Source organism: Longibacter salinarum (genome assembly GCF_002554795.1).
Lineage (GTDB): Bacteria > Bacteroidota > Rhodothermia > Rhodothermales > Salinibacteraceae > Longibacter > Longibacter salinarum.
In genome coordinates this window covers 329879-349419 of record NZ_PDEQ01000001.1, presented here as the reverse complement: position 1 = coordinate 349419, position 19541 = coordinate 329879, and the positions used below count along the sequence as shown (strand labels likewise).

At 58.7% G+C, this 19541-nt stretch carries 20 protein-coding genes; 10 read left to right on the top strand and 10 right to left on the bottom strand.

The window, feature by feature from the left end; all coding sequences use genetic code 11:
• The first annotated feature begins 29 nt into the window (after positions 1-29).
• Positions 30-503 carry a plastocyanin/azurin family copper-binding protein gene (locus CRI94_RS01435; RefSeq protein ID WP_098073880.1) on the top strand — a complete coding sequence of 158 codons (474 nt, stop codon included), beginning with the start codon at positions 30-32 and terminating at the stop codon, positions 501-503.
• Positions 504-728: 225 nt separating this feature from the next.
• Here the strand turns inward: CRI94_RS01435 and CRI94_RS01430 are convergent, their stop codons facing one another.
• The 4 genes from CRI94_RS01430 to CRI94_RS01415 all read right to left on the bottom strand — a co-directional run bounded on the left by CRI94_RS01430 (position 729) and on the right by CRI94_RS01415 (position 3360).
• Entirely contained in the window at positions 729-1169 is a 441-nt protein-coding gene (locus CRI94_RS01430; protein WP_098073879.1) for an RrF2 family transcriptional regulator, read from the bottom strand.
• A gap of 213 nt (positions 1170-1382) precedes the next feature.
• Positions 1383-1988 (bottom strand): pyridoxamine 5'-phosphate oxidase family protein, encoded by a 606-nt coding sequence (locus CRI94_RS01425; RefSeq protein ID WP_098073878.1) that lies wholly within the window; start codon positions 1986-1988, stop codon positions 1383-1385.
• 38 nt (positions 1989-2026) lie between these two features.
• Positions 2027-2473 (bottom strand): hypothetical protein, encoded by a 447-nt coding sequence (locus CRI94_RS01420; protein ID WP_143815261.1) that lies wholly within the window; start codon positions 2471-2473, stop codon positions 2027-2029.
• Positions 2474-2694: 221 nt separating this feature from the next.
• On the bottom strand, positions 2695-3360 hold the full coding sequence (locus CRI94_RS01415; RefSeq protein WP_098073876.1) for a fumarylacetoacetate hydrolase family protein: 666 nt from the start codon (positions 3358-3360) through the stop codon (positions 2695-2697).
• Positions 3361-3491: 131 nt separating this feature from the next.
• Here CRI94_RS01415 and rplU point away from each other — a divergent pair, with 131 nt between their 5' ends.
• From rplU to CRI94_RS01400, 3 genes are all read left to right on the top strand, one after another.
• Complete coding sequence (rplU, locus tag CRI94_RS01410; RefSeq protein WP_098073875.1) at positions 3492-3809, top strand: 50S ribosomal protein L21; 318 nt, start codon at positions 3492-3494, stop codon at positions 3807-3809.
• Between the two features lie 148 nt (positions 3810-3957).
• Entirely contained in the window at positions 3958-4218 is a 261-nt protein-coding gene (rpmA, locus tag CRI94_RS01405) for a 50S ribosomal protein L27 (protein ID WP_098073874.1), read from the top strand.
• A 137-nt stretch (positions 4219-4355) separates the two neighbouring features.
• Positions 4356-5618, top strand: a complete 1263-nt coding sequence (locus CRI94_RS01400) for an aminotransferase class V-fold PLP-dependent enzyme (protein WP_098073873.1) — start codon at positions 4356-4358, stop codon at positions 5616-5618.
• A gap of 14 nt (positions 5619-5632) precedes the next feature.
• Here the strand turns inward: CRI94_RS01400 and CRI94_RS01395 are convergent, their stop codons facing one another.
• On the bottom strand, positions 5633-6538 hold the full coding sequence (locus tag CRI94_RS01395; RefSeq protein ID WP_098073872.1) for a M90 family metallopeptidase: 906 nt from the start codon (positions 6536-6538) through the stop codon (positions 5633-5635).
• A gap of 412 nt (positions 6539-6950) precedes the next feature.
• On the opposite strand from CRI94_RS01395, the gene CRI94_RS01390 reads away from it, so the two are divergent.
• Positions 6951-9032 (top strand): peptidylprolyl isomerase, encoded by a 2082-nt coding sequence (locus tag CRI94_RS01390; RefSeq protein ID WP_245846059.1) that lies wholly within the window; start codon positions 6951-6953, stop codon positions 9030-9032.
• Between the two features lie 148 nt (positions 9033-9180).
• On the opposite strand, the gene dapF is transcribed toward CRI94_RS01390, so the two are convergent.
• Positions 9181-10044, bottom strand: coding sequence for a diaminopimelate epimerase (gene dapF / locus CRI94_RS01385; protein WP_098073870.1), 864 nt, complete (start codon positions 10042-10044; stop codon positions 9181-9183).
• A 231-nt stretch (positions 10045-10275) separates the two neighbouring features.
• Here dapF and CRI94_RS01380 point away from each other — a divergent pair, with 231 nt between their 5' ends.
• Positions 10276-11226: a PhoH family protein gene (locus CRI94_RS01380; protein WP_098073869.1), complete on the top strand. Its 951-nt coding sequence runs from the start codon at positions 10276-10278 to the stop codon at positions 11224-11226.
• 146 nt (positions 11227-11372) lie between these two features.
• Here CRI94_RS01380 and CRI94_RS01375 read toward each other — a convergent pair whose 3' ends face one another.
• Positions 11373-12227 (bottom strand): 3-hydroxybutyryl-CoA dehydrogenase, encoded by an 855-nt coding sequence (locus CRI94_RS01375; protein ID WP_098073868.1) that lies wholly within the window; start codon positions 12225-12227, stop codon positions 11373-11375.
• Between the two features lie 250 nt (positions 12228-12477).
• On the opposite strand from CRI94_RS01375, the gene CRI94_RS01370 reads away from it, so the two are divergent.
• The 4 genes from CRI94_RS01370 to CRI94_RS01355 all read left to right on the top strand — a co-directional run bounded on the left by CRI94_RS01370 (position 12478) and on the right by CRI94_RS01355 (position 15913).
• Positions 12478-12930, top strand: coding sequence for an ATP-dependent zinc protease family protein (locus CRI94_RS01370; protein ID WP_098073867.1), 453 nt, complete (start codon positions 12478-12480; stop codon positions 12928-12930).
• 206 nt (positions 12931-13136) lie between these two features.
• Positions 13137-14375, top strand: a complete 1239-nt coding sequence (locus CRI94_RS01365; RefSeq protein ID WP_098073866.1) for a RimK family alpha-L-glutamate ligase — start codon at positions 13137-13139, stop codon at positions 14373-14375.
• Positions 14376-14446: 71 nt separating this feature from the next.
• On the top strand, positions 14447-15532 hold the full coding sequence (locus CRI94_RS01360) for a succinylglutamate desuccinylase/aspartoacylase family protein (RefSeq protein WP_098073865.1): 1086 nt from the start codon (positions 14447-14449) through the stop codon (positions 15530-15532).
• Between the two features lie 45 nt (positions 15533-15577).
• Positions 15578-15913, top strand: a complete 336-nt coding sequence (locus CRI94_RS01355) for a hypothetical protein (protein WP_098073864.1) — start codon at positions 15578-15580, stop codon at positions 15911-15913.
• Positions 15914-16099: 186 nt separating this feature from the next.
• Here the strand turns inward: CRI94_RS01355 and panD are convergent, their stop codons facing one another.
• From panD to polX, 3 genes are all read right to left on the bottom strand, one after another.
• A complete protein-coding gene (gene panD / locus CRI94_RS01350) occupies positions 16100-16522 on the bottom strand; it encodes an aspartate 1-decarboxylase (protein ID WP_098073863.1) in 423 nt (140 codons plus the stop codon).
• A 49-nt stretch (positions 16523-16571) separates the two neighbouring features.
• Positions 16572-17492 carry a pantoate--beta-alanine ligase gene (panC, locus tag CRI94_RS01345; protein WP_098073862.1) on the bottom strand — a complete coding sequence of 307 codons (921 nt, stop codon included), beginning with the start codon at positions 17490-17492 and terminating at the stop codon, positions 16572-16574.
• A gap of 314 nt (positions 17493-17806) precedes the next feature.
• Entirely contained in the window at positions 17807-19537 is a 1731-nt protein-coding gene (gene polX / locus CRI94_RS01340) for a DNA polymerase/3'-5' exonuclease PolX (protein ID WP_098073861.1), read from the bottom strand.
• Between the last annotated feature and the right edge of the window lie 4 nt (positions 19538-19541).

The following is a 19541-nucleotide window of genomic DNA, read 5'->3' as shown; positions in this document are numbered from 1 at the left end:
ATTTCCCAAACCGAAATCGACACAGAACCATGCGTACCATTCTCCGCTCTCTTTTCGTTCTCTTTCTTCTCGCCGGCCTCACAGCACTCGGCGCCCAGACCACGCTCGCGTATGATACCGACCCGGAGCCGATCCGCGTCGTCATTGAGCCGGACGGCAACCAGATGCTCTTCGCACAAGACGAGTTCACGGCCAAAGCCGGTCAGGAAATCACGCTTGTGTTCAAGAACACGGCGACCAGCCCGGCAATGGTGCACAACGTCGTGATCCTGAATGACAACGATGACGCGACCATCAATCGAGTCGGCCAGGCCGCCCTGACCGCAAGCGATAACGAATACGTTCCAGAAGACGATGCCATCATCGGAGCCACCGCTCTTGCGAAGCCAGGTGAAACAGTAGAAGTCACCTTCACGGCTCCGTCCGAGCCGGGCAAGTATTCATACGTCTGCACATTCCCGGGACACTACTCCATGATGCGCGGCACGCTGACGATTCAGTAACCGCTGCTGGGGCGTAGCACCGCGCCCGATGCTCCGGTTGCCCGTTCGTGGCGAGGCCGCAGATCCGTGCTGCAGCCTTGCTAGAACGGGTTCGATGATCCAGCAATCCGGATCCAACATTCCGAGCCCTCGAGCGCTATTCCAGGCGAAAGGCCGGGTCCAGCAAAGGTCCCGGCCTTTCTTCTTTTTCGTTCAGCTTTGTGCCCTCGCAAAAAAACTACGTGGTCAGGTGACGGTTGGGACCAGCCGAACGTCGAAGTTTTTTATTTGAGAGGCCATGTCATCCAATGTGTTGCGCTTGAACAAACGTTCCAACCGCGATCGCTCCGTTGCCCACCGGTCATGAATCGGACACGGTTTCTCATGACCACAGCCGGGAAGACCCAGTACGCACTCCTCGAAGAGATCCTCACCGTCAATCGCCACGACAATCTCATACAACGAGATCTCGTCGGTCGGCTTCGTAAACGCCACGCCCCCGCTCGGCCCACGATGTGACTTCAGAAGACCCGCTTCGTTGAGTTGCTGGAAGATCTTCGTCAGGAACGCAAACGAGATGTCGAGCTTGTCGCTGATCGTGCCGATGGAGACGTACCCGTCTTCGTCGAGAGAAGCCAGATAAAGCGTGGAACGGAGACCATATTCACATGCCTTCGAGAGGAGCATATCGGATTAACGATTTGGGAGTCCGAAATTCTTTTTCTGTACGCACGGATCGACGAATGATTCCCTCTCCCGTGCGGCGCGTCTGCATTCCCCGTCAGTCGCAGACACGACGAGCGAGCGTCTATTCTTTCTTTCCCATCGTCGGTTGCCTCGTAGGACGGACCTCCAGGCACCAGACACGCGTGCGCGTCGAGACGTGCGTGAAGAGCTCACTCACGGGATGATCCACGTTCCATCAAATCTCTTCTCACCGGCGTTCCACGCAAAGACGGCTCGCTGGTGGTTTCCCCGTAGAAGGTGAAGTGCATCGATCTGGTCGATTACGGTGCGCACCACAGCGAAGTTTGACCGTCCGGCGGCGACGTCATCTTCAGACCATTCGTGCGAGGATAGATGACCTGGTAATCCATCGTTCGGTGCAGAAACGCCCGTCCCCGGTGCCTCCGACTTCAAATAATGAGCTAGATTGGCGGCAGGCTCACTCGCCCACATACCGTCAGCTACGTCGTCGGACGTATGGATCGACGCGTCCCCTTGGAGGCGGATTTGAATCGAGCGCTCAGGATCCCAAACATGCCAGGCGATCCGACCGCCGCTCCGGATGTCGTCGGTTTTCCCCGTTCGACGATCCGTGTGAAAGATCAAGTGGCGCTCCTGGCGATCGGCCGCCCGCAACACGACGGTCCGAACCTGCGGCTGTTTGCCTCCGGTCGTAGCGAATGTCGGTGTCCGAAAAATGTGAGATGGATCGGATGCTCCTGCTTCGATCTCGCTCCAGACGAGATCACAGACCTCGTCAAGATCGGTCCACGGATTCATATCTTCAGGTTGTGAGAACGTAATCAAATGACGTGATATCACAGAGAGAATGCTTTGGACGCGGGCGACATGTCGTCCTTCACCTCGATCTCGCACGAGAGACGGCCCACGTTACGGGAGGCGAGAAACGCATCGAGCCACTGATCCGGGTTTTGTTCGCCACGGTCGATATCCACGGCACAGGCAGAATATTGGACCGCTCCCCTTCCAGTTAACGTGTTTTGTCGGCCCCCGTGCGGTGACAGATTGTGCTCCTGCAAGACCGCCCGGAGCGTCCGTCCATGACGAATCTTAAGATCGTAGGTGGTGCGACCGTCATATACAGAAACAATGTGGTATTCCCCATCCCCGCGATCACGCAGCACCGCCGCAGAGGCGTCCGCGCCTCCATCGGGCGAACCGGATGTGTCATTAAGCGGCGCATGCGACTTTTTATATTCGTAGATCGTCGTCGTGCCCCCATCATTCTCCAACGGATGCAACACAGTGACCTCTTCCGACCTCAGACGTTTCTAACCAAGACGGTAGGATTACGACGGTCTTACACTCGACCACAGATTGAAACGGAGCCGATTTTCCGACCGCTGCGCTCTTTGCACGGCTGAGTCGGATATAAAAAATCCCTCCCCTGCCGTTGAGTGGGTGAACGCCAACGGTCGGGAAGGGACGGTATGGATGCATCAGACTGCGGCCGTGTTGACCCGGATTAGTCGGCCTGGCGTGCCACGCGAACGAGAAGCGGAGAACAACCGGTGAGCCGAGCCTCGATGACGTCTCCGTCCTCCACAGGACCGACGCCATCCGGTGTCCCGGTGTAAATCAAGTCCCCCGGCTCCAGAGTGAAGATGGTCGATGTGTAATGGATCAACTCAGCAACGGGAAAGATCATGTCCTTGGTTTCGCCGGACTGTCTCGTCTCGCCGCTTACCTCTACCGAAATCGATAGATCCTGCGGGTCTCCAATCTGATCCGCCGGCGTCAGCGGTCCGAGCGGCGCGAATGTGTCGAAGCCCTTGGCGACAGACCACGGATGCCGGTTAGCCTTTGCCACGCTCTGAATGTCGCGCGCAGTCATGTCGAGTCCAACGGCGTACGCGGCCACGTGGTGGAGGGCCTCGTCCCTCGGGATATTACGCCCGCCCTCCCCGATCACGGCCACCAGCTCGACCTCATGGTGAACGTCCTGCGACTGCTGTGGTAGAACAACAACGCCTCCGGAACGGATAATCGCTGTGGACGGCTTCAAAAACACCATTGGCTGATCCGGCACATCGCTCTTCATCTCAGCCGCATGTTTCGCATAATTGCGGCCGATACAGAGAATCTTTCCGACGTTCAGCGTCTCTTTCGAACCGGGTAGAGTGATCTTCATAGGAAACGGATGTGGTAGAAAAACGGTAGCAGAAACCTGCGGCGCGTACCTGCGTGTTCTAGGACTCGAACGGACACTTTTCCTCACTCTCGCGTCGGTATCCAGCCCGGCGCTCCAAAGCAGAGCCGCCCATGTACGCTATTGTTGACATCAAAGATAAGCAATTCAAGGTTCGTGAAAACGAGACGGCTTACGTCCCGTTTCATAGCGAACTGAACAAAGGAGACGAGGTCGTTTTCGATCGCGTGCTTCTCGTATCCGACGGCGCCGGCGACGTGACGCTCGGTACGCCGACGATCGACGGTGCGGCCGTGCACGCCACAGTCGTTGACCAGGTCAAAGGCGATAAGGTCATCGTCTTTAAAAAGAAACGCCGCAAGCGCTATCGTGTAAAACGCGGGCACCGTCAGCAGTACACGCAGATCCGCATTGACGCGCTGACCAACTAAGCACCGTGTCTGCTTCGATCTCCGACGGAGCAGATCCCGCTGAAGCACACGGCCCCTCCCGGCTGAATTGATTTTGTGCTGTTCGCCGCGACGCGTGGCATCGGCACATCCCCCTCGTAACATCACCAACTGAGACTGCAGGTTCGTTATGGCACACAAGAAAGGTATGGGGTCGACCAAAAACGGTCGCGACTCCAATCCGAAATATCTCGGCGTGAAAGCGTACGGCGGCGAATTCGTCACCGCGGGCAGCATCATCGTCCGTCAGCGCGGCACGAAATTCCACCCAGGCCAGAACGTTGGCAAAGGCGGCGACGACACGCTGTTCGCCAAGCAGACGGGCACGGTGAAGTTCTCCCGCAGCCGTGGCAACCGTCGCTACGTGCACATCCTGCCGGAAGAAGCGTAAACTGCGCGTCCTTCCAGGATACAGAACGTCCTTGTCGCTCTCGCGGCAGGGACGTTTTTTGTTTGCACCGCGCGTGAGTCTCGCACAACCCCGGCCGGCCCAAAGGCCACCTCTTTCGCTCCTTTCGATTGATCAGCATGAGCCTCCTTCCCCCGTCGTTCCGATCGAAGTACCGCCACCCGGATCCGGCCAATGGCGTCGATGAGGTCGTTGAGTTTCGCGCGTTCACCCACGGCCTGCAACCGGAAACCGTACCGGCGATGATGGAGGCCTTTACAGAAGACTGGCGCCGCTTCGGGGTGGACGCCTGGAACGAGGTCCCCAATCACTGGCGCCCTGACTCCGACGACCGCGTCGGATGGTGGAGCCTCCCAACCTATCTGGCGGATGAGTTCGTCGCTCCCCTCCTCGGCGTCGATCCCGGCACCTGTATTCTCCAACCACATGTTCACTGGACAGTGCAGTGTCTCCTCAGTGCACCGGAGGTGGCTGCCCGCGGCACCGAGATTGTCGTCACGGATGGCGAATTCCCTTCTGTGCTCCACAGCGTGCAGCAGTGGTCGGACCTCATCGATGTACAACCCCGGATCGTCCCGAGTCAACCGGACGGCCGCCCCGATGTAGATGCTATACTTGATGCGATCGGACCCGATACGGCCATGACGGCCATCAGCCACGTCGGGTTCACGACAGGTGCCCTTCTTCCGGACGACGATGTCCGTGCACTCGTCCGTGCGACCCATCGACACGAGGGACTCTTTCTGCTCGACGGCTACCACAGTGCGTCGACCATGCCGCTGAGCCTCACTGACCTCGATATGGACGTCTTCACGGGCGGGTTGCTCAAGGAAGCGAGCGGTTCGGCAGGGAACGCTTTTGTCTATCTCCGAGACGGCCTCGACATCACACCGCGTCTTACGGGCTGGTTTGGCGATGCGGATCCGTTCGGATTCAACACACAGCCGCGACCAAACGACGACGTGCGCCGCCGCTTCCTCGGTGGCACGACTTCCGTCGCCTCCATGTACCACGCGGTCGAAGGTGTCGACATCCTGCTCGACGCGGGCCTGGAAAACGTACGGGAGCATTCGCTCGCGCTGTCGAGTCGCGCAATTGAGCATGCCGAACGACTCGGCCTTTCCCTCCGCTCTCCACGCGCTGAGCAGCAACGAAGCGCCATGATCTTGATCGAGGTTGAGAACGCACATGCATTATGCGAATACCTCAAGACGAAGGGCGTCTACACAGACAGCCGAAAAGATGCGTACCTGCGGATGGCGCCGTTTGTCTGGAATACGAAAGCCGAGGTTGACCGTGCGTTCGATATCATCGGCGACGCGATCTCCAATGGCGAACACCTCGACGCACCGATTTTATCCACGGGCGGTCCGGTCACCTGACACGCCTGCATTTCTTATCCCGAAACGACGACATCCTCGTTGCTCGAGGTCGGCGCACGGCCCGTTCGCGGATCGATTTGATAAAATGCGCAGAGTGCCTCGAAAAGATCGGTGTGATGGTCGTGCATGCGGTGCGGCTGCTCGAAAAAGACCTCCGTCGCGACAGCGAAGAACTCGGACGGCGCCTCCGCTGCGTACGGTCGTAAGATCGACGTACCGTGCCGAACCTTCCGCATCTCCTGTTTGACCAGCGACTGCCACGCCTCCGCCGACTCCGGAGCAACGAGCGACGGCACGCCGTCCGCGTTGATGTTGTCGAAATCAAAATGATGGGCGAGCTCGTGAAGTACCACATTGTCGCCGTCATCGGGCGAGTCCCAGCTTAGTTCGACAGATGACGCTGTCAGAATCGTAGGGCCCTGCTCGTGCGCCATGCCGTCGTAGCTGGCGTAGTCGCCGCCGTAGTAGTCGTCGTCAAATCGGTCGGGGTAGAACAGGAAGCTCGTCGTGCCCGGCAACTCCCACTCGGGCCGACCGTGGAGCAGGCAGGCGACCCCGGCCGCAACACCGAGGCGAAGTTCGGTCGACACATCGACAGACTGTACGCCTTCGAACGAGTATTCGTCGAGGACGAACTGAACGTCACGCTCGAATCGCGCTCGACCTTCCGCATCGAGCTTTTGGTAGAGCGGGATGTGTGTAGCCAACCACTGCTGCGTGTCGTGCGGCACCGATTTCTTACTGACCCGCCATCGCCGAATCGGTCGCCGTAATGCCAGAAGAAGCACCAGACCTCCAATTACGATACCGGGCCACGGTCCGTACGGCGTCGCCTGGGCACCTATGACCGCCAGCGTCCCTCCGGCCACACCGGCCATCAGAACTCCCCAGATCAATGTGCTCGGACCTAAGATTTGCATCGCGGTTTGCCGGGGAGAAAATACTTGAGTGTACGCGGCTATGAAAGCAATACGCGTTACGCCCGAACAACACGCTCGGTCCCCTCCTCGCATGTTGAGGTATCGAAGCTGAATGTTTTCAGCGTCTAAAAGGCCAAGAGGTATCAAGTCGAATACAGAACAACCGCCATCGGTCTGGCCGGGTTGCTCCGGATTCTTGCCAGCAAATCCGTAGACGTCGTCATCCGGTGCATCAGCTAAACCCTTCTTCGATGGATTGACCGCGAATACCTGCTAGGCGGCCGATCAGGAAGAACAATTCGTTGAGAGCATGGTACGGGTTCGATGCGGCGTGAAATTTTACGGTTTCGTCCCCTCCAGCCGCACTCGGCCCGTCCCCCAAGAAGACCATTTCTGCCTTATCATGGGTGTGATGAATAATCTCCGGCAAAACACCGGAGTCGTATTGTGGATTCTCGTATTCTCTTTCGGCGTCATCTGGGTTCTGCAGGACTCGCAGGCCTTCGATGCGATCGGGGCACAGCCGCGCGACATTGCTGTCGTCAACGGTGAAGCTATTCCCTATCAGGAGTATCAGCAAACACTCGAACAGCTGCGTGAACGCGCCCGGGAGCAGTCGGACGGTGAGCTGACACAGGCTCAGCGCGACCAGCTCGAAGAACAGGCGTACGACCAGTTGGTGACGAGCAGGCTCCTCGAACAGGAAATGGAGCGCCTCGGCATCACGGTGACGAACGCGGAGCTGTTGGACATGGTCTATGGGGAAAACCCACATCCGATCATCCGCCAGCAGTTCGCGGACTCCACGGGCGAAATCAATTACCAGTTGCTGAACAACTTCGCGCAGAATCCGGAGGCGAAAGCCACATGGGCTCAGATTGAGAACTACATGCGCGAGCAGCGTCGTCAGCAGAAGATGAGCAACATCGTGCAGGCGACGGTTCACGTGTCCGACGCCGATGTCAAGAACTACTATGAGCGTCAGAACACGAACGCAGACATCCGCTACGTGCTACAGCGGTACGCTTCGGTGCCAAACGACAGCGTGAACGTGAGCGACGCTGATCTTGAGGCCTATTACGACGAGAATAAGGAGGACTTCTCGCGCGAGCGCACCTATACGATTCAATACGTGCAGCAGGAGAAGCTCGCGACGGAGCAGGACACCCAGCTCGTCCGTGACGACCTTCGTCGCCTGAAGGAGGAGTTCGCTGCTGCGGATGACGACTCGACGTTCCTGCAGATCAACGCCTCGGCACAGGACTACTCGAAAGAGTACCGTACGCCGGATCAAATGCCGAGCGGTGTTGCATCTGCCATTTACGAAAATCTGGAGCCCGGAACGGTCGTAGGGCCGATCTTCGCCAACAACGCGGGTCACCTTCTCAAGATTAAGGACACGCGCCCAGCGGACCAGACGTACGTCCACGCCAGTCACATTCTTCTACGCGTTGGTGAATCCGCCGGCGACGAAACCGTTGCGGAAATTCGCTCGCGTATCGAAGCGCTTCAGGATAGCCTAAATCAGGGCGCCTCGTTCGCCGACCTCGCCAAACGCCACTCGGCCGATGGATCTGCCTCCCGAGGGGGTGATCTCGGATGGTTCACGCGGGATCGCATGGTCGAGCCGTTCGCTAACGCGGCCTTTGGTGCTGAGGCCGGCGAGGTTGTCGGCCCGGTCCGCACCCGGTTCGGTTTCCACCTGATCAAGGTCCAGCAGAAGACGTCGGAGGCCGTTCAGTACGCCGACATGGCCTACAGCCTCGACCCGAGCCCCGCGACGCTCAACGACTTTCAGGCGAAGCTTGAGGACATCGCGTACTTCTCTGAAGACGGCGGTGACTTCGAAGAAGAAGCCCAGAATGCCGGATACGACGTCCGGACGGTTCAGGTCGAAGAGGACGCCCGCAATATCCCGGGTGTCGGCAGAAGCGCTTCGCTCATGCGGTTCCTCTCCGAAGCGGATGAAGGCCAGATCAGCAACGTGTACGAGCTGGACGACAAGTTCATCCTCGCGAAGGTGACCGGTATCACTGAGGAAGGGTACCGCCCGTTCGAGGACGTTAAGAATGAAATCCGCCCGCGCGTTCTGACGCAGAAGAAGAAGGACATCGTTCTCGGCCAGATGCGCAGCGCTATGAACGGGGCGAACCTCGACGCACTCGCCAGTGCTCTCGGCACGCGAGTACGGACGAAGACGGGACTGAACTTCGGCACACGGCGCGTCGCCGGTCTCGGCAACGATCGTTCGATCATCGGTGTGGCCTTCGGCCTCGATGTCGGCGCCACGTCGGGCGTCATGGAAGGAGAAAACGCCGCGTACGTGGTCAACGTGACGAATCGAACGGAACCAGCCGAACTCACGGAAGAGAAGCGGGAGCAGATCCGCCAACAGCTTCTCGCCCAGGAGCAGCGCCAGATTGCCCAGCAGTACATCTCGGGCCTGCGTGAGAATGCAGAGATCACCGACAACCGATCCAAGCTTCTCAATTAAGCGATGAGTGCGACGCTTCACAGCGTCGTCTCGGTTGTTAGAAAAGCGAAAGCGGGCTGCCTTCTATCACGAGAAGGCAGCCCGCTCTTTATGAATTCAGGAGATCACGTAGATCCACCGCGGAGCGAGTGAAGGAGGTGTTCTGGCTCTACCGCTCCTCCCCTCCCCACTCGAACGTGCCACGGAAAACGGACCGCGCCGGACCCTCCAGATATAGGTGGCCAGCCCGATCAAACGTATCGGCGCGTCCGACCCGCAACGTTCCTCCCTCTGCGTGAACCGTCACCGGGTGCGTCGCGAGGTCGTCCTCGCCCCGAAGCCGCGATGTGGCAATCGCTGACGCGATCACACCGGTGCCGCAGGCGAGCGTCTCCGCCTCGACACCTTTCTCGAAGGTGCGCACCGTAATCGAGTGTACGTCCTTTCCTTCCGCGACGACATTGACATTCGCGCCTTCCGGCTGCAGTGCCGGGTCCTTCCGCAATCGTGGTCCCCAGACTGCGAGCGGAGCGGCTCCAGCATCACGCACCGGTACGACGAGATGCTCCGTCCCGGTCCAGATATAGTGAACAGTGTCGATTCCGTCCGGTAGCGACTGATCGAGCGAAACGTGTTCCTGCCACTCCCGCGGCTCGGGCACAAACAATCGCACCGGTTTCGTCGCGTCCACCGGAACGTGGGCACGGTACATGCCTGCATCGGTCGCAAACGTCACGTCCGGACCATCGATGCCAGCGGCGACCGCGAGACGGGCGATGCAGCGTGCGCCGTTGCCGCACATCGTCGCCGGAGATCCATCCGCATTTATGTACCGCATCCGAAAGTCAGCGTCATCGTCGTCCTCGAACGCGAGGAGCCCGTCGGCACCAATCCCGAAGCGTCGAGGGCAAAAACGGTCCGCGATGTCGGAGAGCTCGTCCGCAGTAAAATGCAGGAAACGATTATCAAGAACGATAAAGTCGTTCCCTGCGCCTTCCATTTTCGTAAATTCAACGACTAGTTTTCGCGACATACCACGACAGTTTGTTTACTTTGAGCGCGGAAAGCCGGAGCCGAAACGTTCATCGAGCAATCGAACGCAACGCCAAGTTTTCCGTACAGACAATGTTGATTAGCCTACCGGCCATGAGACGCCGGTTCGCGTCCGTGCACCGACGAAAACAGTGGTGCGGAGACGTCACCTTTACACCTGCAGACGGACACAGTCCCGGTCGCATTTCTTTTTCAAACACCCCACATCGCGTTGCCCGAAAAACGCCTGAGTATCGAAGGCATCGACCCGCTCCTCCTGTTCGGATTTAACGACGTGTACCTGCGGAAGGTCGAAAGTGCATACCCCGACACGCAGATCACGGCGCGCGGCACGGATATTCTCGTGCGTGGCGAAGAAGACGCCGTTGAGGAAGTGGAGCAGATCTTCGACGAACTGGTCGTCCTGATCGACCGAAACGGAGACCTCACCGAAGACGATGTCTCCACCGTTCTCACCCTCTACGCGACGGACGACGGTTCGCGGGCGGACATCGCCACGGACGACGTCATCCTCTACACGCCCGATGGTGATCCCGTTAAGCCCCGCACGCCGAACCAGTCACGGCTTGTGAAGTCATCGCGGAAGAACGATGTCGTCTTTGCCATCGGCCCGGCCGGGACGGGCAAAACGTACGTTGCCGTCGCTCTCGCCGTCGCCGCCATGCGCGAGCACGAGGTGAAGCGCATCGTGCTCTCCCGACCCGCGGTCGAAGCCGGTGAACAACTTGGCTTCCTGCCGGGCGACTTCCACGAGAAGGTGGATCCATATCTCCGCCCTCTCTACGACGCACTCGGTGATATGATGCCTCGCGATAAGCTGGCAGAGTTCATCGAGCATCAGCGTGTCGAGATCGTCCCGCTAGCGTACATGCGTGGACGCACGCTGAAATCGGCCTTTGTGATCCTCGATGAGGCGCAGAACGCCACGACGAGTCAGATGAAGATGTTTCTGACGCGTCTTGGTCCCAACTCCCGAGCGATCATCACCGGAGACATTACGCAGACGGACCTTCGTAGTCGATCGAGCAGCGGCCTCATTCAGGTGCAGAACATCCTGAAGGGCATCCGCGGCATTGACTTCATCTACCTGGAGCGTGAGGACGTTGTGCGCCACCGACTCGTCCGCGAGATCATCGCCGCCTACGAACAACACGATGCATAGGCAGCCGCGGGTCACCTGGGTCGCTAAACCGTCGCCGCATGTACCAAAGCAAACGCCCCGGACCACCATGGCCGGGGCGTTTCGCGTTCTGCAGCCGGAGAGACGAGATCCACTTCGCCCTTCGCACTCAGCATTTCGATGTGTCATTATTCGTAGTCGTAAAAGCCGGCGCCGGTCTTCCGGCCAAGCTTACCAGCCGTCACCATGCGGCGCAACAGCGGGCACGGGCGGTATTTGTCGTCGCCAAGCTCGCCGTGCAGCACCTCCATGATGTTGAGGCAGACGTCCAGGCCGATAAAGTCGGCCAGCGTCAGCGGGCCCATCGGGTGGTTCATTCCCAGCTTCATCACCGTGTCGATGTCTTCGACCGAAGCGACCCCCTCCATCACGCAGAAGACCGCCTCGTTGATCATCGGCATCAGGATCCGATTCGAGACGAAGCCCGGGAAGTCCTCGACCTCTACCGGCGTCTTGCCAAGATCTTCGGCCAGCGCCTCGATCGTGTCGTAGATCTCATCGCTCGTTACGAGCCCGCGCACGATCTCGACGAGTTTCATTACCGGCACCGGGTTGAAGAAGTGCATCCCGATGACCTGCTCCGGGCGGTCCGTCTCCGCCGCGAGGGCCGTGATGGAGATCGACGACGTGTTCGACGCGAGAATGGCGTGATCTGGCGCGTGCTCGTCTAGTTGCTGAAAGACCGACGCTTTCACCTCCATCGTCTCGCTCACTGCCTCTACGACGAGGTCGACATCGCTCACGCCCTCTGCAATCGCCGTCGACGTGTCGATTCGGTCCAGCGTCGCCTGCTTTTCGTCCTCCGTGATCCGCTCCTTCTTGAGCTGGCGATTCAGGTTGGACTCGATGGTCGAGACGCTATCGTCGAGAACGTCCTCGTTGAGGTCCACGATGGTGACGTGACGGCCGCTGAGAGCGAAGACATGGGCAATGCCATTTCCCATCGTGCCGCCACCAACGACGGCGATTCGATCAATCGACATAAGAAACTGGGTATGGTGAAAGGACGAAGTGCGGGTTGGGACGATAACCTAGATGAAAGCGGTTCCGAAGGCCATCCACAAAGACGAATTTCGTGTTTGAAGAACGCAACACACGCTATATCAAGAATCGATTCAGCGTTCACCTGCGGAAAATCGGAAAACGTAGACAACCTATCCGTTTTTCTTGATTCGTCCCGCTGGCGTCCATTACGTTATTGAGTCTACCGCCCCCCGCTCGAAGCTCGATTACATGCCGAAGAAGCCCAACCCGAATCTGCCAATCATCGGCTGGCGCGAGTGGCTGGCACTTCCAGATCTAAATATCTCCTGGATCAAGGCAAAAGTGGATACAGGTGCGCGATCGTCCGCGCTCCATGCGTTCAACATTGAGCGCTTTCAGGAAAATGGGATCGAACGTGTTCGCTTCGAAATTCACCCCGTGCAACGGAGCAAGGAGCGCTCGGTCATTGCAGAAGCGAGCGTGCACGACGTCCGTAGCGTGCGCAGCTCCAGCGGTCAGAAGCAAGAACGCGTCGTCATTCTCACTCCTGTCCGCGTGCTCGGGCACACCTGGGATATTGAACTAACCCTCGCCCGGCGCGATAAAATGGGCTTTCGCATGCTCCTCGGCCGGCAGGCCATCCGCCGCCGCATGCTCGTCGATCCAGGCGCCTCGTACGCAGGCGGCAAACCGAAAGTGTAAAGGTGTGAAGGTGTCGAGGTATGAAGGTGTCGAAGTGTCGACGTGTGAAGGTGTCAATGTGTTGACGTGTTGACGTGCTACCGTTTATATGTACTTTCATACCAACGCACGAACGTGCGCAGCGTACGGTTGACGTCTAAAATCATGACACGGGCGAAGGAAAGATTTACAATCCGCAATCGACAATCCGTACCCCCCAATCCTGCATGAAGCTTGCGATCCTGTCGCGCAGTCCCAAGTGTTACAGCACCCGTCGCCTGAGAGAAGCCGCCGAGCAACGTAGCTGCGAAGTCAAGGTGCTGGACACACTCAAATTTTCAATCGACCTGGAGAAGGGCACGCCTGAACTGTTTTTCCGATCGAAGAAGCTCAGCGAGTACGACGCGGTCCTTCCTCGTATCGGTGCATCGATCTCTTACTTTGGGACAGCAGTGGTTCGGCAATTCGAGCAGATGGGCGTATACTGCGCTAATACGGCGGCCGGCATCTCCAACTCGCGCGACAAGCTCCGCTCCCTCCAGATCCTGAGCCGACATCAGATTGGCATTCCGGAAACCGCGTTCGTGCGAGATCGAAATGATGTTATTCCTGCAATCGAGCGCGTGGGCGGTGCGCCGGTCATCATTAAGCTTATCGAGGGTACGCAGGGCATCGGCGTCATCCTGGCCGACTCCGTCAAGGTCGCGCAGGCTATTATCGAGACGCTGCAGAGCGCGAAACAGAATGTCCTCGTTCAGAAGTTCGTGTCGGAGAGCAAGGGTCGTGACATTCGCGCCCTGGTCGTGGGCGATACCGTCGTGGCGGCCATGCGCCGGGTGGCTCAGGGCGACGAGTACCGGAGCAACGTCCATCGCGGTGGCCAGACGGAGGCGGTCGAGCTGGACGACCATTATCGCGAAACAGCTGTTCGTGCTGCCCAGATCATGGGTCTGCGGGTTGCAGGCGTTGACATGTTAGAAGCAAACGACGGCCCGCAGATCATGGAGGTCAACTCATCCCCCGGTCTGGAGGGCATCGAGACATGCACCAACCTCGACGTGGCCGGCTCGATCATCGACTACATGCGCACCCAGGTCGACTTTCCCGAAATCGATTTACGCCAGCGTCTGACCGTCAGCACAGGGTACGGCGTAACCGAGATTCATGTGCCACCGGGATCGGAATATGTCGGTCGGACGATCGCCAACTCAGGGCTCCGCGAGCGGGACATCAACGTTCTCATGTTGTATCGTGGAGCAAAGGGCGTCCCGAACCCGAGGGCGAGCCGCGTCCTGCAGCCGCACGATCGCCTGCTCTGCTACGGAAAGCTTGAATCCATGCGAACGATGGTTCCTCCGAAGACCCGCCGTGGTCGCATCCCCGACATTTCACACCTCGGGACGGACTCGGGTGTTGCTGACGACATGGACCCACAGGCCACGTGGCGCCCCAAAGAAGAGGAATGACGCACAACCCGTAGCGGCATGCTTGATCCACGTTTGTTTTACGCACCTACCCTTCACCTGCGGAGCGTACCGTGACAACTTCAATCGAGAAATGGGGCGACGTTCACGTAGAGGCCGGAACGAGCCGGAACGTGTTTCTGGACGTCGGTGAGACCTACAGCGGCATCACGGTTCGCATTCCCGTTCATGTTCGGCGTGGCGACGAAGACGGCCCCGTCATCTTCGTCACAGCAGCCGTTCACGGCGATGAGGTCAACGGGACCGGCGCCATTCGACAGTTGATTCGAGATCCCGATCTCGACCTCTCGCGCGGCGCCGTTATTTTCGTCCCAGTCGTCAACCCGCTGGCATTCGACCGGCATTCCCGGTACATGCCGGACCGCCGTGACCTGAATCGCTGCTTCCCCGGACGCCGATCGGGTAGCCTCGCTAGTCGTCTCGCGCACACGATTTTCAGCGAGATTGTCCACCGTAGCGACGCAGGCATTGACCTGCACACGGCCGCGGTGCGCCGCACCAACTATCCGACCGTACGCGGCGATCTGTCCGTCGACGGCGTTCGCGAGCTCGCCGAAGCGTTCGGCACCGAGGTCATTCTTGACAAGCAGGGACCGGATGGGTCCTTTCGTCGTGAGGCCTGCAATGTGGGATGCCCCACCATTTCCCTCGAGGCCGGAGAAGTATGGAAGGTCGAGCCAGCCATTACGACGCTTGCCAGTCGTGGGGTGCTGCGCGTACTTGAACATTTCGACATGCTCGACACGCCAGCAAAGCGGCCATCAGCTCCACGGCGTCCCCCGATCCCGGTGACGAGTGATGACACCACGTGGGTACGGGCGGATGCGGGCGGCTTTCTCTCTTTCCACATTCGACCGGGAGATGTCGTACGGGAAGGCCAGGCTCTCGCGACATCCACGACGCTACTCGGTGATGAGGTCGAGGAGGAAGGCGACGTGCTCTCCCCGACAGATGGCATCGTAATCGGCATGAGTACGCTCCCCGCAGCTCATCCGGGCACGCCGATCTGCCACATCGCGAAGCTCCCACCGGGAATCACGGCTGATCTGATTGAACGTCGACGTGCGCGCCACGGCGAACTTCAGGAACAGATCCGGACTGAACTTGCTGCAAATATCCGAGTTGAGGAGGATACGTAGGTTTTGGCACGCATTCGCAGGACTCAACTCCACTCTTATTCTACTATGGCTGATGAACCGCAAACGGAGACCATCTCCGCCTTTCTGCTTGACTTCGGAGCGGCCTTAGGATGGGGAGTGGCATATCCGATCTTCGTAGCCGGCCTCTTTTTGCTCGGTAATCACTTCAAATCTCTGGTTACCGGCATCCCGCTCATCCGAGGCATCGACGCGCATCTTATCCTACCGTTTCTGCCAGAGGCATTGTGGTTGCAAACGCTCATCGTGATCGCGATCGGGATTATTTTGATCAGCATCGCTGCGGTGCTTCATCCCCCCTGTGCCCGCCGCTTACTCGACCGGAAGCTCATGGAGGTGAGCGACTCCTTCATCTGGTATTAGGCGGTGCCAACGGTGGGTTTCGAACGTGCGGACATCCATGCGTGCATTGCCCGGTTCGGGATTGTGGATTCATTGAAGTGTCCACGTACAAAAAAGCCCCGCCGGATGGATTCCAGCGGGGCAACGGTCGGCTAAATGTATCAGAAACCCTGCGTGCGAAAGCCGGACGGGTTCTGTCAGCAGAGCTTACGCGATGAGGACGTCTTCCGAAACATCGTCGGGTAGATCGGGGCTCTTCCGCCCCGGCTCCAGCGTCATCGACTCCTTAACATCATTGTTCTCATCAACGAGGCACACGCGCGGCTCGAATGACTGGGCTTCTTCAGGCGTCATCTCCGCGTATGAGATGACAATCACCTGATCGCCTTTGGCAGCAAGCCGGGCCGCTGGGCCATTGAGGCAAACGGTCCGCTCGCCGGGCTCTCCCGGGATCGTGTACGTTTCGAGGCGCGCACCGTTATTGACGTTCACGACCTGTACTTTCTCGTACGGCAGAATGCCGGCTTCCTCGAGGAGCTCTTCATCGATCGTGATGGAGCCTTCGTAGTACAGGTCTGCTTCGGTCACGCGAAGCCGATGCAGCTTCGCCTTGAACATGGTGATCGTCATGGACGGCGGCGAGAATTGATTCTTTAGGGGGTGCGGGGGTTGACCTGCATCAGGCAGACGTGGCAGTGGCTTCCGTTGATCTGGGAGCCGACGCATCTGGAGCGCACACGAGAGCGTTGTCAATGAGGCGGGTGTCGCCAAAGAAGACAGCTACGGCGGCGAGTACATCCTGGCCGGGTTCAAGGCGATCGATAGACACGAGTGTTCGGCTGTCGACAACCTCAGCGTACTGAACACGCGCATCCGGCGCGTTATCCAGAGCGTTTTGCATCGCTCGAACAATGCGGGTAGCATCCTGTTCCCCGGCCTGAATGGCCGATTCTGCTTGCTGTACCGCTTCGAACAGGACCGTGGCCTGCTCTCGGTGCTCGTCGCTTAGGTACGCATTCCGCGAACTCATCGCAAGCCCATCCGCCTCTCGAACGATCGGTGCGGCAACGATCTCCACGTCGAACAGCAACTCGTCGACCATGCGCCTCAGGATGGCGAGTTGCTGTGCGTCCTTTTGCCCAAACACGGCGACATCCGGTTTGCACGCGTGAAAAAGCTTGGTCACGATCGTCGTCACACCGCGAAAATGACCGTCCCTGTATTTCCCGCAGAGAGAGTCGTTGTATTCGTCGACATCTACCCACGCGAGCGGGGCCGTGCGGACGGAGTTGTCGTGGTGCGGATACATTTCGTCGGCGGACGGCGCGAACACAACGTCGACGCCTCGGTCCTTGAGCTTTTTAGCATCACCGTCCAGGTCACGCGGATACTCTTCAAAGTCCTCGTCCGGACCGAATTGTGTTGGGTTCACGAAGATCGACGTAACCACGTGGTCTGCCTCTTCCAACGCTCGATCTACGAGCGATAGGTGCCCGCCGTGGAGGGCTCCCATCGTCGGCACGAGCGCTACGGTCTCACCGGCCGTGTGAACGGCATCGGCATGGGATTGCATGTGGGCGACCGAACGGAGGATGTCCATGGAGGGCAGAGGGATGACATTCAGTGAGGCCAGAGGCGGGGTCCGTTGTTACCCCTACCGGCATGGACGTACCGCAAAACCGCGGACATGATTCACGCGATTGAGCGCGAAACGTACGCAGAAACGTTTGGCCTCGAAGAGCCCCGTTGTTCGAGGTAGGCGTCTCGGGACGTCACAGCATACCGTGTGGATACGCCAGCGCATGACATCCCTGCGTCTGCCACTCTGGACCTTCAACGGATCGAAGTGGAAGACGCGAGCGAGGCGACGCGTAGTACATTCAGTTGTCTGTCTGCTCGATCAAACCCGACGAATCAGCGCCGGGCGTCGATCAACGGTTTAATTTCATTCCACGACATCGTGTTGAGCACATCGCCCGGCTCCAACCAGCCCCGTCGTGCCTGATCGATTCCATATTTCAGAAAATCCAGCTCGTCTCGAGCGTGCGCGTCAGCGCCAATTGAAATCTTGAGGCCGAGTTCTTTCGCGCGTTTACAGTAGACATCGTTCAGATCGAGGCGCTGTGGCTGAGCGTTGAGCTCCAAAAAGCAGCCTCGCTCGACGGCCGCCTCCATGATGCGATCCAGATCAACATCGATCGGTCCGCGCTGGTTGAGCCGGCGCCCCGTCGGGTGCGCTAGAATATGGAAGTTTGGGTTGTCCATAGCCCGTAGGATGCGCTCGGTTTGTTCCTTTTCGCTAAGACCGAGACTCGTGTGGACCGAGCACACGCACAAATCCAGCTCATCGAGCACGTCGTCCGGAAGATCGAGGGATCCGTCTTTCATGATATCGACCTCGATGCTCTTCAGAACCCGAACGCCCACCATCATTTCGTTCAACTCATCGATGGCGTCCATCTGCCGCCGGAGCTCGTCTGAGTCGAGGCCCTGAGCTACTGCCACCGCGGGCGAGTGGTCGGTAATGGCGAGGTACTCCAATCCTCGCTCCTTCGCGGCCTCCGCCATTGCCTGTATGGAGTCCTGACCGTCGCTGTCTGTCGTGTGCGCGTGCAGGTTTCCCCGTAGATCATCCAACGTGATGAGATTAGGTAGGTGGCCGCCTTGAGCCGCTTCCAGTTCACCGCGGTTCTCTCGTAGCTCCGGTACGATGTACGGCAGATCGAACAACCCGTAGATACCCTCCTCCGTCTCGCCACCAATCCGCTCCTCTTCCCCATTGACCCGAAATACGCCGTACTCATTGATTTTCATGCCTTTGTTGACGGCACGATTACGAAGCGCAACGTTATGTGCTTTCGAGCCGGTGAAGTAGAGGAGCGCAGCGCCGTAGCTGTCCGGTGGCACCACACGTAGATCTACCTGTATGTCCGATCGAAGCCGAACCGTCGATCGTGTATCCCCTTTCGAGGCCACATCTACGACGTCTTCGTACTCGACAAAGTGATTCGAGACGGCTACCCCATCATCGCTCAGCACGAGAAGGTCGAGGTCGCCAACCGTTTCCTTTCGGCGCCGGTAGCTTCCAGCCACGTCGACCTTCTCGACGGCCTCATGATCTTCGAGATACGCCTTTAGCGAGTGCACAACCGGGTCGGCCCTCGAGAGAAGCCAGCGCTTCTCCTCTCCGATATCCTTCAGCCCTTTCAGGATGTTCTGTTCGGACTTTTCCCCGAACCCTTTAATGGTCCGAACCTTCCCCTCCTCGGCCGCCTTCGTCAATTCGGCACGACTCGAAATTCCGAGCTCATCGTGAAGCGTTCGCACCCGCGAAGGGCCGAGTCCGGGAACGTCCATCAGCTCGGTCATAGCAGGATCAACCTCCTTCTCGAGCTCCTCTAAAAGCGGCAGGGTACCGGTTTGGACGATCACTTCGATTTTTTCCGCCAGGTCATCGCCAATATCCGGGAGTTCGCTCAGGTCTCGTCCGTCACGGATCATCTCTGCGACCGGCTCAGAAAGCTGGGAAAGAGTTCGTGCAGCGTTCCGGTAGGCGCGGATGCGAAAGGGATTGGCGCCTTGTAGATCGAGCAGGTCGGCGACTTCTTCGAAAACCGTTGCGACGTCTGCGTTGTGGATTGGCATGAAG

Coding starts and splice junctions, on each gene's coding strand:
- CRI94_RS01435 (WP_098073880.1), top strand. CDS start 30: ATGCGTACCATTCTCCGCTCTCTTTTCGTTCTCTTTCTTCTCGCCGGC.
- CRI94_RS01430 (WP_098073879.1), bottom strand. CDS start 1,169: ATGCTCCTCTCGAAGGCATGTGAATATGGTCTCCGTTCCACGCTTTAT.
- CRI94_RS01425 (WP_098073878.1), bottom strand. CDS start 1,988: ATGAATCCGTGGACCGATCTTGACGAGGTCTGTGATCTCGTCTGGAGC.
- CRI94_RS01415 (WP_098073876.1), bottom strand. CDS start 3,360: ATGAAGATCACTCTACCCGGTTCGAAAGAGACGCTGAACGTCGGAAAG.
- rplU (WP_098073875.1), top strand. CDS start 3,492: ATGTACGCTATTGTTGACATCAAAGATAAGCAATTCAAGGTTCGTGAA.
- rpmA (WP_098073874.1), top strand. CDS start 3,958: ATGGCACACAAGAAAGGTATGGGGTCGACCAAAAACGGTCGCGACTCC.
- CRI94_RS01400 (WP_098073873.1), top strand. CDS start 4,356: ATGAGCCTCCTTCCCCCGTCGTTCCGATCGAAGTACCGCCACCCGGAT.
- CRI94_RS01395 (WP_098073872.1), bottom strand. CDS start 6,538: ATGCAAATCTTAGGTCCGAGCACATTGATCTGGGGAGTTCTGATGGCC.
- CRI94_RS01390 (WP_245846059.1), top strand. CDS start 6,951: ATGAATAATCTCCGGCAAAACACCGGAGTCGTATTGTGGATTCTCGTA.
- dapF (WP_098073870.1), bottom strand. CDS start 10,044: ATGTCGCGAAAACTAGTCGTTGAATTTACGAAAATGGAAGGCGCAGGG.
- CRI94_RS01375 (WP_098073868.1), bottom strand. CDS start 12,227: ATGTCGATTGATCGAATCGCCGTCGTTGGTGGCGGCACGATGGGAAAT.
- CRI94_RS01370 (WP_098073867.1), top strand. CDS start 12,478: ATGCCGAAGAAGCCCAACCCGAATCTGCCAATCATCGGCTGGCGCGAG.
- CRI94_RS01365 (WP_098073866.1), top strand. CDS start 13,137: ATGAAGCTTGCGATCCTGTCGCGCAGTCCCAAGTGTTACAGCACCCGT.
- CRI94_RS01355 (WP_098073864.1), top strand. CDS start 15,578: ATGGCTGATGAACCGCAAACGGAGACCATCTCCGCCTTTCTGCTTGAC.
- panD (WP_098073863.1), bottom strand. CDS start 16,522: ATGACGATCACCATGTTCAAGGCGAAGCTGCATCGGCTTCGCGTGACC.
- panC (WP_098073862.1), bottom strand. CDS start 17,492: ATGGACATCCTCCGTTCGGTCGCCCACATGCAATCCCATGCCGATGCC.
- polX (WP_098073861.1), bottom strand. CDS start 19,537: ATGCCAATCCACAACGCAGACGTCGCAACGGTTTTCGAAGAAGTCGCC.